This window comes from Pseudomonas sp. rhizo66, assembly GCF_031931925.1.
Classification (GTDB): Bacteria; Pseudomonadota; Gammaproteobacteria; order Pseudomonadales; family Pseudomonadaceae; genus Aquipseudomonas.
Map to the genome: position 1 here is coordinate 44,591 of NZ_JAUJWZ010000031.1, position 9,624 is coordinate 54,214.

At 60.4% G+C, this 9,624-nt stretch carries 8 protein-coding genes; 6 read left to right on the forward strand and 2 right to left on the reverse strand.

The window, feature by feature from the left end:
* Nucleotides 1–4: 4 nt before the first annotated feature.
* Both efeO and efeU read right to left on the reverse strand, forming a co-directional pair.
* On the reverse strand, nucleotides 5–1,204 hold the full coding sequence (gene efeO, locus QZR14_RS26905; RefSeq protein ID WP_311998202.1) for an iron uptake system protein EfeO: 1,200 nt from the start codon (nucleotides 1,202–1,204) through the stop codon (nucleotides 5–7).
* Nucleotides 1,205–1,212: 8 nt separating this feature from the next.
* Nucleotides 1,213–2,058: an iron uptake transporter permease EfeU gene (gene efeU, locus QZR14_RS26910; RefSeq protein WP_311998203.1), complete on the reverse strand. Its 846-nt coding sequence runs from the start codon at nucleotides 2,056–2,058 to the stop codon at nucleotides 1,213–1,215.
* Between the two features lie 276 nt (nucleotides 2,059–2,334).
* On the opposite strand from efeU, the gene QZR14_RS26915 reads away from it, so the two are divergent.
* The 6 genes from QZR14_RS26915 (at nucleotide 2,335) to QZR14_RS26940 (ending at nucleotide 9,325) form a co-directional block, all read left to right on the forward strand.
* Nucleotides 2,335–3,351 (forward strand): AraC family transcriptional regulator, encoded by a 1,017-nt coding sequence (locus tag QZR14_RS26915; protein ID WP_311998204.1) that lies wholly within the window; start codon nucleotides 2,335–2,337, stop codon nucleotides 3,349–3,351.
* A 270-nt stretch (nucleotides 3,352–3,621) separates the two neighbouring features.
* Nucleotides 3,622–5,286, forward strand: a complete 1,665-nt coding sequence (locus QZR14_RS26920; RefSeq protein WP_311998205.1) for an AMP-binding protein — start codon at nucleotides 3,622–3,624, stop codon at nucleotides 5,284–5,286.
* Between the two features lie 16 nt (nucleotides 5,287–5,302).
* A complete protein-coding gene (locus QZR14_RS26925; protein WP_095126290.1) occupies nucleotides 5,303–6,064 on the forward strand; it encodes an SDR family NAD(P)-dependent oxidoreductase in 762 nt (253 codons plus the stop codon).
* 12 nt (nucleotides 6,065–6,076) lie between these two features.
* A complete protein-coding gene (locus tag QZR14_RS26930) occupies nucleotides 6,077–7,270 on the forward strand; it encodes an acetyl-CoA C-acyltransferase (protein WP_311998206.1) in 1,194 nt (397 codons plus the stop codon).
* Nucleotides 7,271–7,407: 137 nt separating this feature from the next.
* Nucleotides 7,408–8,535 carry an acyl-CoA dehydrogenase gene (locus QZR14_RS26935; RefSeq protein ID WP_311998207.1) on the forward strand — a complete coding sequence of 376 codons (1,128 nt, stop codon included), beginning with the start codon at nucleotides 7,408–7,410 and terminating at the stop codon, nucleotides 8,533–8,535.
* A 16-nt stretch (nucleotides 8,536–8,551) separates the two neighbouring features.
* Nucleotides 8,552–9,325, forward strand: coding sequence for an enoyl-CoA hydratase (locus QZR14_RS26940; RefSeq protein WP_311998208.1), 774 nt, complete (start codon nucleotides 8,552–8,554; stop codon nucleotides 9,323–9,325).
* Nucleotides 9,326–9,624 lie beyond the last annotated feature (299 nt).

A 9,624-nucleotide genomic window follows, 5' to 3' on the forward strand; every position in this document is an offset into this window, starting at 1 on the left:
CTGCTTACAGGCCGGAGAGGCCGAGGGCGGGATCGATGCCATCCAGTGCGTTGGCCAGGGCCTGGGCCTTGTCGGCAATCTGTTTGCGTTGTTCGCCGCTGAGGGTGTCGTAGCTGGCGTAGCCGTCCTTGATCTTGTAGGTGTCGAGTTCACTGTCGAAATCCGCCAGTGCCTGGTCGATTTTCGGCAACAGCTCGGCTGCCGATTTGCTCAGCATCGGCCGCAGCAGATCGACCACTTTGTGGGCGGTTTGCGCGTTGGCAGCGAACCCGTTGAGATCGCTGTGGCTGTAGCGCTCTTCTTCTCCGCTGGCTGCACGGACATCGGCGAGGGTGTTGAGGTTGCGCACGATGATGTTGACCAGTTGTTCCGGTGGCAGGCTTTGCGCGAGCAACTGCTGTTTGAGCGTGGTGACATCGCTGAGCAAGCGCTGGGCAACGGGCGTCAGTTGGTCGAGATTGCGTTGCTGGAACAGTGCGTATTCGAGGCGGTGGAACCCGACGAAGGCCGGATCCTGCTCGCGTTTCTCGAAGTAATCGGCGCGGGCGTTGATGCTGTTGTCCAGTTCGGCGAGGCGTTGCGCGGCCGGCGCCAGACGTTGATACGCAGCACGCGCCGGCAGGTACAGCGCTTGAGCCTGACTCAGATCGCCACTTTCAATCGCTTGATCGAGCGCGGTCACGGCTTTGATCAACGCACTGCTCTGGCTGGCCAGGTACACGCGGAATTCCGACAGCGGCCCGACGAAGGCGACCATCGACGGTTTGGCTTTGGCCGCCGCATCAGACGCGGCAGTCGGCGTCACGTGCAGGGTGCCGCGTGGATTGCTCAGCAGGCCGCAGGTGATCGCGTAGTTGCCCGGTTGCAGGTTGGCGTTGATCACCTGGCTCAGCCCCGGCGCAATGTTTTCCCGCTCCTCAACGACGAGCACGCCGTCGAGAATTTCCCATTCCACCGCGCGATCAGAGCGGTTGACGATGCGGAAACTGGCGCGGCCGGCGGGTACCGTCAGTGCATTCGGCTCGCAACTACCCGGATGAATGTTCACCACCACTTCATCGTGGTTGTGCTGACGTTTGGCCGCGGCCATTTTCGAGGCGTAATAAAACAGACCGCCGGCGGCGATCATCACCACCACCGAACCGGCCACCGCCCAACGCAAGGCGCGAGGAGGGGAGGCCTGGGGAGTATTAGGCTTTGACATGAATGCCCTTATTGGCTGGAAACGGAAGACGATTGGGTGGAGGGCTTGGGCGTGGGAGCCGGGTAAAAGAACATCACCAGCGCCACCAGCAGAAAGATCAGATAGGCACCGAGCGTGCTGACGGTCGGCGCATCCTGATAACCGAACATGCCGGCCAGCACCGAGCCCAACGGGCCATCCATCGGCAGCGTCGCGCTGAAGTCGAAAAGCACGGTTTGCAGGTGATTCCACAAGCCGGCTTCATGCAGGGCCTGCACCGAGTTGGCGAGAATCCCGGCGGCCACCACCAGAATGAACAGGCCGGTCCACTTGAAGAACGCCGAAAGATTGAGGCGCATGCTGCCGCTGTAGATCAGGAAACCGACGACAATCGCCAGAATCAGCCCGAGCAGGGCACCGACCGGCGCGCCCGGGCCTTCGCTTTGCTGGAACACCGCAAGCAGAAAGAACACTGTTTCCAGGCCTTCACGGGCGACGGCGAAAAAGACCATGGCGATCAACGCAACGACCTGATGCTTCGAAGAAGTCAGGGCGTGATCCAGCGAGGCTTGCAGCGAATGCTTGATCGAGCGCGCGACCTTGCGCATCCAGAACACCATGGAGCTGAGAATGCCCACGGCCACGAGTCCGACGACGCCTTCGAACAGTTCCTGCTGCTTTTGCGGGAACTCGGCACTGACCAGTTCCAGGCCTCCACCGACCAGTAGGGCGAGGGCCGCGGCGAGAAACACGCCGATCCAAACGGCGGGCATCCATTGGCCACGGCCGGTCTGTTGCAGGTAGCTGGCGATAATGCCAACGATCAGCGCGGCTTCAATGCCTTCGCGCAGCATGATCAGAAAGGGAACGAGCATTCGGTGTCCACTGGGTCATTCGAAGAGGTTACAAGTTGTAACATAATGAAAGTCATTCTCACATGACATTCATTGCCATAAACCTGAACACAAGCTGAACAAGTTAAAGAACAACCATTCTCATATGTACGCCGGAACCGGGTAGGAGCTGCCGATCTTTTTGATTTATAGAATCAAGATCAAAAGATCGCAGCCTTCGGCAGCTCCTACATGGGCATTTGTGTTGGCTGGGTTAAGATGCTCGCCACTCAAAAACAACAAGGTTCACCGGGCTCCATGTCGGAAAAAGACACCATCGCTGTCCAGCTCGTGCGTGAAGCGCTGCTGCAAAGTTGCGCCCCGGGCGCGGCCACCGCAGAGGTCTTGAACAAGGTCGGGATTGATCCGGCGTTGCTGCAAACCGAACACGGCCGGGTGCCGGCCTCGCAGTACGCGAAACTCTGGCGGTTGTTGGCCCGTCGTGGCGATGACGAGTTTTTTGGCATGGACCCGCGCAAGCTCAAGTCCGGCAGCCTGGAGTTTCTGTGCCGCAGTGCGATGGCGCAACCGACGCTGGCGGCGGGTTTGAGCACAGGCCTGAGCTTTCTGTCGCTGATGCTCGAACGCCTGCCGGCGCAACTGGTGCACCAGCAAAGTCTCGCGGAAATCGTCTTGCTTGAAGACGACCCCGAACCACGCCGCGCCTTCAGCTATTTCACCTACTGGATGATCGTCCACGGCGTCGCCTGCTGGCTGGCCGGGCGGCGGATTCCGATTCTGGCGATTGAGTTGCGCTGCCCGGCGCCGGACTTCACCGACGACTACCGGGTGATGTTCTCGGAAAACCTGCGTTTCGAGCGGCCTCGTACGCGGATGATTTTCTCTGCCGATTGCCTCGACCTGCCGATCAAGCGCACGGCCGAGGAGCTGAAACGCTTTCTCGCCCATGCCCCGGCGAACATTCTGGTGAAGTACCGCGATCCGGAAAGCCTCGCCAGTCGGATCAAGCAGGATCTGCGGCATTTGCCTGCCGAACAATGGCCGGAAACCGAGGCATTGGCCCAACAACTGTGTATGTCCGCTTCGACGCTGCGCCGGCGTCTGGCCGAGGAAGGGCAGACCTATCAGGGCCTCAAGGACAGCGTGCGCAAAGAGTTGGCAATTACCTGGCTGGCGGAACCTTCGATCAGTTTTGTCGAGATTGCCGCACGGTTGGGATTTGCTGATGCGAGTTCGTTTTACAAGGCGTTTCGCAAGTGGTCGGGGTCCAATCCTGGGCATTACCGCACGCTGATCCTGAACGAAACGCTCTGAACCAACACTATCGCCGGCAGGCTGGCTCCCACATTTGGAATGCATTCCCCCTGTAGGAGCTGCCGAAGGCTGCGATCTTTTGATTTTGTTTTTTAAACATCAAAGTCAAAAGATCGCAGCCTTCGGCAGCTCCTACGCAGATTGCGCCAGTATGGCCAAACCAGTCAGCCACATTGATAGCTTTGACCATTGCCGCCGCCGCCCCACAGCGCGACTATCCCCCTGTTGTTTACGGTTCCCAGCCTAATAAAAAACAGAGGGATTCTGGCAATGCGCGATTACTTGTCTGCCACCGCACAGTTCAACTATCAGCACACCGTGGATGCCGCGCTGAGCGGTACGCTTGAGGCGCTCAACGCCTGCGTCGAATGTTGCGACCGCCATGCCTTGCCCGGGCGCATTGCGCTGTTCTGGGAGGGCCGCGACGGCGCCAGTGCGACGTACACCTTCAACGATCTGCAGGACAAAGCCGCGCGTTTCGCCAACTTCCTCCTCGCCCAAGGCGTGCAGAAGGGCGACAAAGTCGCTGGCCTGCTGCCGCGCAACATCGAATTGCTCATCACCGTGTTCGCCACCTGGCGCATCGGCGCGGTGTATCAGCCGTTGTTCACTGCGTTCGGCCCGAAAGCCCTCGAACATCGCCTGAACAGTTCCGGGGCCAAAGTCGTGGTCACCGATGCCGTCAACCGGCCGAAACTCACCGACGTTGCCGACTGCCCGACCTTGGTCACCGTTGGCGGCGCCAAAGGTCAGGGCATCGTCCGTGGTGACTTCAGCTTCTGGGCCGAACTGGCCAATTATTCTAATGTCTGCGAACCGGTGCTGCTGACCGGTGAAGACCCGTTCCTGCTGATGTTCACGTCCGGCACCACCGGGCCGTCGAAAGCGCTGTCGGTCCCGCTTAAAGCCATCGTTGCCTTCCAGAGTTACACCCGTGACGCCGTGGACCTGCGCCCGGAAGATGCCTTCTGGAACGTCGCCGATCCGGGCTGGGCCTACGGCATCTACTTCGGCGTCACCGGGCCGTTGTCGATGGGCCATCCGATCACCTTTTATGATGGCCCGTTCACCCTCGAAAGCACTTGCCGGGTGATCAACAAGTACGGCATCACCAACCTCACCGGTTCGCCAACCGCTTATCGCTTGCTGATTGCCGGCGGTGACGAGTTCGCCAAGTCGATCAAGGGCAAGCTGCGCATCGTCAGCAGCGCCGGCGAGCCGCTGAACCCGGAGGTGATTCGCTGGTTCGCCGACAATCTCGGCGTGGTCATCCACGACCATTACGGCCAGACCGAACTGGGCATGGTCCTGTGCAACCACCACGGCCTCGATCACGCCGTGCATGTTGGTGCTGCCGGTTTCGCCTCGCCGGGCCATCGCATCGTGGTGCTCGACGATCAGTACAACGAACTCGGCGTCGGCCAGCCGGGCATTCTCGCCATCGACCGCCCGCAATCGCCGATGTGCTGGTTTGGCGGCTATGAAGGCGCGCCGACCAAAGCCTTCGTCGGCGATTACTACTTGAGCGGCGACACCGTGGAATGGAACCCCGACGGCAGCATCAGTTTTGTCGGCCGCAGCGATGACGTGATCACCACGTCGGGCTACCGCGTCGGTCCGTTCGATGTGGAAAGTGCGCTGATCGAACACCCGGCTGTGGTCGAGGCGGCGGTGGTCGGCAAGCCCGATCCGGAGCGCACCGAGCTGGTCAAAGCCTTCGTGGTGTTGAGTGCGCAGTACCGCGCTGCGCCTGAGCTGGCCGAAGAGCTGCGCCAACACGTACGCAAGCGTCTGGCCGCGCACTCATACCCGCGTGAAATCGAATTTGTCAGCGAATTGCCCAAGACCCCGAGTGGCAAATTGCAGCGCTTTATCTTGCGCAACCAGGAAATCGCCAAGGCTCAAGAGGCCGCGGCGCACAACGTTTCAGCTTGAATCAGGAAATACCGTCATGCAGATCGAGAACAAGGTTTTTATCGTCACCGGCGGCGCGTCCGGCCTGGGTGCCGCCACCGCTGAATTGCTGGTCAGTGCCGGCGCCAAAGTGATGCTGGTTGACATGAATGCTGAGGCGGTCGCCGCTCAGGCCCAGCGACTGGGCGCGCAAAGCGTAGTCGCCGACATCAGCAACGAAGCCGCCGCCGAAGCCGCCGTGCAGGCCACCGTCAAAGCCTTTGGCAGCCTCAACGGCCTGGTCAACTGCGCCGGTATCGTCCGTGGCGAGAAGATCCTGGGCAAGAATGGCCCGCATGCATTGAGCAGCTTTGCCCAAGTGATCAACGTCAACCTGATCGGCAGTTTCAACATGCTGCGCCTGGCTGCTGCGGCAATCGCCGAAGCCGAGGCCAATGCCGACGGTGAACGCGGTGTGATCATCAACACCGCTTCGGTGGCCGCGTTCGACGGGCAGATCGGCCAAGCGGCGTATTCCGCTTCGAAAGGCGCGATCGCCAGCCTGACCCTGCCGGCCGCCCGTGAACTGGCACGCTTCGGCATCCGTGTGATGACCATCGCCCCGGGCATTTTCGAAACGCCGATGATGGCCGGCATGACTCCGGAAGTCCGCGATTCGCTGGCCGCCGGCGTACCGTTCCCGCCACGTCTGGGCAAGCCTGCCGAGTACGCCGCGCTGGTTCGGCATATCATCGAAAACAGCATGCTCAACGGCGAGGTGATCCGTCTCGACGGTGCCTTGCGCATGGCCGCCAAGTAAGGAGGATTTGTCATGACTATTTCCCACGATCCGATTGTCATCGTCAGCGCCGTGCGCACCCCGATGGGCGGCTTTCAGGGCGAACTGAAAAGCCTCACCGCACCGCAACTCGGCGCTGCTGCTATCAAGGCTGCGGTTGAACGGGCCGGTGTTGCCAGCGACGCGGTCGATGAAGTGCTGTTCGGTTGCGTATTGCCTGCGGGCCTCGGTCAGGCGCCTGCGCGTCAGGCGGCGCTGGGCGCCGGGCTGGATAAATCGACCCGATGCACCACCGTCAACAAGATGTGCGGCTCGGGCATGGAAACCACCATTCTCGCCCACGACATGCTGATTGCTGGCAGTGCCGATGTGGTGATCGCTGGCGGCATGGAAAGCATGTCCAACTCGCCGTATCTGCTGGATCGTGCTCGCGCCGGTTATCGCATGGGCCACGGCCGCGTGCTCGACTCGATGTTCCTCGACGGCCTCGAAGACGCCTACGACAAGGGCCGCCTGATGGGCACCTTCGCCGAAGACTGCGCCGAGACCAACCACTTCAGCCGCGAGGCGCAGGACGCTTTTGCCATCGCCTCGACCACCCGCGCGCAGCAGGCGATCAAGGACGGCAGCTTCAAGGACGAAATCGTCCCGCTGACCGTGACCGTCGGCAAAGAACAGGTGCTGATCAGCAACGACGAACAGCCACCAAAAGCCAAACTGGACAAGATTGCCTCGCTGAAACCGGCGTTCCGCGAGGGCGGCACGGTGACGGCGGCGAACTCCAGTTCGATCTCTGACGGCGCGGCGGCATTGGTGTTGATGCGTCAGTCGCAGGCGCAGAAACTCGGCCTGAAACCGTTAGCGGTGATCCACGGCCACGCCGCGTTCGCCGATACCCCGGGCCTGTTCCCGGTGGCGCCGATTGGTGCGATCAAGAAGCTGATCAAGAAAACCGGTTGGTCGCTGGGTGATGTCGATCTGTTCGAGGTCAACGAAGCGTTTGCCGTGGTTGGCATGGCGGCGATGACGCACCTGGAAATCCCGCATGACAAGCTGAATGTGCATGGCGGTGCCTGTGCGCTGGGCCATCCGATCGGCGCATCGGGTGCGCGGATTCTGGTGACGCTGCTCTCGGCCTTGCGCCAGAAGAAGCTCAAACGCGGTGTGGCAGCCATCTGCATCGGCGGCGGTGAAGCGACGGCCATGGCCGTGGAATGCGTCTACTAAACACCTTAATCCTGTAGGAGCTGACGAGTGCAACGAGGCTGCGATCTTTTGATCTTGTTTTTAGATCAAGAGCAAAAGATCGCAGCCTGCGGCAGCTCCTACAGTGGACCGCGTGTAACCCGGATTAAGGATTCACCATGATTCCCAACGAAGACCAGACCCAGATCCGTGACATGGCCCGGCAGTTCGCCGAGGAACGCTTGAAACCGTTCGCCGCCGAGTGGGATCGCGAGCACCGCTTCCCCAAGGAAGCCATCGGCGAGATGGCAGAGCTGGGCTTCTTCGGCATGCTCGTCCCGGAACAGTGGGGCGGTTGCGACACCGGTTACCTGGCGTACGCCATGGCCCTGGAAGAAATCGCCGCCGGCGATGGTGCCTGCTCGACGATCATGAGCGTGCACAACTCGGTCGGCTGCGTGCCGATTCTCAAGTTCGGCAATGACGATCAGCGCGAACGCTTCCTCAAACCGTTGGCCTGCGGCGCCATGCTCGGTGCCTTTGCATTGACCGAACCGCAAGCCGGTTCCGACGCCAGCAGCCTGAAAACCCGCGCTCGCCTGGAAGGCGATCACTACGTGCTGAACGGCTGCAAACAGTTCATCACCTCCGGGCAGAACGCCGGGGTTGTGATTGTGTTTGCGGTCACCGATCCGAGCGCCGGCAAGCGCGGCATCAGCGCGTTTATCGTGCCGACCGATTCACCGGGCTACACAGTCGCTCGCGTCGAAGACAAGCTCGGCCAGCACGCGTCCGACACCTGCCAGATTCTTTTTGAAGACGTGAAAGTGCCGGTGGCCAACCGTTTGGGCGAAGAGGGTGAGGGCTACAAAATTGCCCTGGCCAACCTTGAAGGTGGCCGTGTCGGCATCGCTTCGCAAGCGGTGGGCATGGCCCGTGCAGCGTTTGAAGCGGCGCGTGATTACGCCCGTGAGCGCGACACCTTCGGCAAGCCGATCATCGAGCATCAGGCCGTGGCCTTCCGTCTCGCCGACATGGCCACGCAAATCGCCGTCGCTCGGCAAATGGTGCATTACGCGGCGGCCCTGCGTGACAGCGGTCAACCGGCCCTGGTCGAGGCGTCGATGGCCAAATTGTTCGCCTCGGAGATGGCCGAGAAGGTCTGTTCGATGGCGTTACAAACCCTCGGCGGTTACGGTTACCTCAACGACTTCCCGCTGGAGCGCATCTACCGCGACGTGCGTGTCTGCCAGATCTACGAAGGCACCAGCGATATTCAGCGCATGGTCATTTCGCGCAATCTCTGACAAGGAATTTTTATTCATGACTTACCAAACCATCCTGCTGGAAACCCATGGCCGTGTTGGCCTGATTACCCTCAACCGCCCGCAGGCGCTGAATGCCCTGAATGCGCAACTGGTCAGCGAAGTGAACCAGGCTCTGGATGCGCTGGAAGCCGATGCGAACATTGGTTGCATCGTCCTAACCGGTTCGAAAAAGGCCTTTGCCGCTGGCGCCGACATCAAGGAAATGGCTGAGCTGACCTATCCGCAGATCTACATGGACGATCTGTTCAGCGACAGTGATCGCGTGGCCAATCGCCGTAAACCGATCATCGCCGCCGTTAATGGTTTCGCCCTCGGCGGTGGTTGTGAGCTGGCGTTGATGTGCGACTTCATTCTGGCCGGCGACAACGCCAGATTCGGACAGCCGGAAATCAACCTGGGTGTGCTGCCGGGCATGGGCGGCACCCAGCGTCTGACCCGCGCCGTGGGCAAGGCCAAAGCCATGGAAATGTGTCTGAGCGGGCGCATGATCGATGCGGTGGAGGCCGAGCGTTGCGGCATCGTTGCGCGGATTGTGCCGAGTGATGAGTTGCTCGATGAAGCGCTGAAAGTGGCCGCAGTGATTGCCAGCAAGTCGTTGCCGATTGCGATGATGGTCAAGGAGAGCGTGAACCGTGCCTTTGAAGTGAACCTGAGTGAAGGTGTGCGTTTTGAACGCCGGGTGTTCCATGCGGCGTTTGCCACGCAGGATCAGAAGGAAGGAATGGCGGCGTTTATTGCCAAGCGTGAGGCTGAGTTCAAAGGCAAATAAATGCGGTGCCTGAGCTGACGCCTTCGCGAGCAGGCTTGATTTAAATCAAAATCAAAAGCCCCTCACCCTAACCCTCTCCCGGAGGGAGAGGGGACTGATTGGGGGATATTTCAGATTTACGCCGACCTGGAAGTGCTTTATTGAATCCATAATCGACTCGATTTTTCAGGTCGATGCATGACGCCAGGCACCTCGGTCAGCTCCCTCTGCCTCTGGGAGAGGAGACTGATTGGGGGATGTTTGGGAAGTACGCCGACCTGAAAGAACTTGCTGAATCCCTGATCGACCTGGTTTATCCA

What these genes read in the sequence shown, in the direction of transcription:
- QZR14_RS26925 (WP_095126290.1), top strand. Translation starts at nt 5,303, where the DNA reads ATGCAGATCGAGAACAAGGTTTTTATCGTCACCGGCGGCGCGTCCGGC.
- QZR14_RS26920 (WP_311998205.1), top strand. Translation starts at nt 3,622, where the DNA reads ATGCGCGATTACTTGTCTGCCACCGCACAGTTCAACTATCAGCACACC.
- efeU (WP_311998203.1), bottom strand. Translation starts at nt 2,058, where the DNA reads ATGCTCGTTCCCTTTCTGATCATGCTGCGCGAAGGCATTGAAGCCGCG.
- efeO (WP_311998202.1), bottom strand. Translation starts at nt 1,204, where the DNA reads ATGTCAAAGCCTAATACTCCCCAGGCCTCCCCTCCTCGCGCCTTGCGT.
- QZR14_RS26915 (WP_311998204.1), top strand. Translation starts at nt 2,335, where the DNA reads ATGTCGGAAAAAGACACCATCGCTGTCCAGCTCGTGCGTGAAGCGCTG.
- QZR14_RS26930 (WP_311998206.1), top strand. Translation starts at nt 6,077, where the DNA reads ATGACTATTTCCCACGATCCGATTGTCATCGTCAGCGCCGTGCGCACC.
- QZR14_RS26940 (WP_311998208.1), top strand. Translation starts at nt 8,552, where the DNA reads ATGACTTACCAAACCATCCTGCTGGAAACCCATGGCCGTGTTGGCCTG.
- QZR14_RS26935 (WP_311998207.1), top strand. Translation starts at nt 7,408, where the DNA reads ATGATTCCCAACGAAGACCAGACCCAGATCCGTGACATGGCCCGGCAG.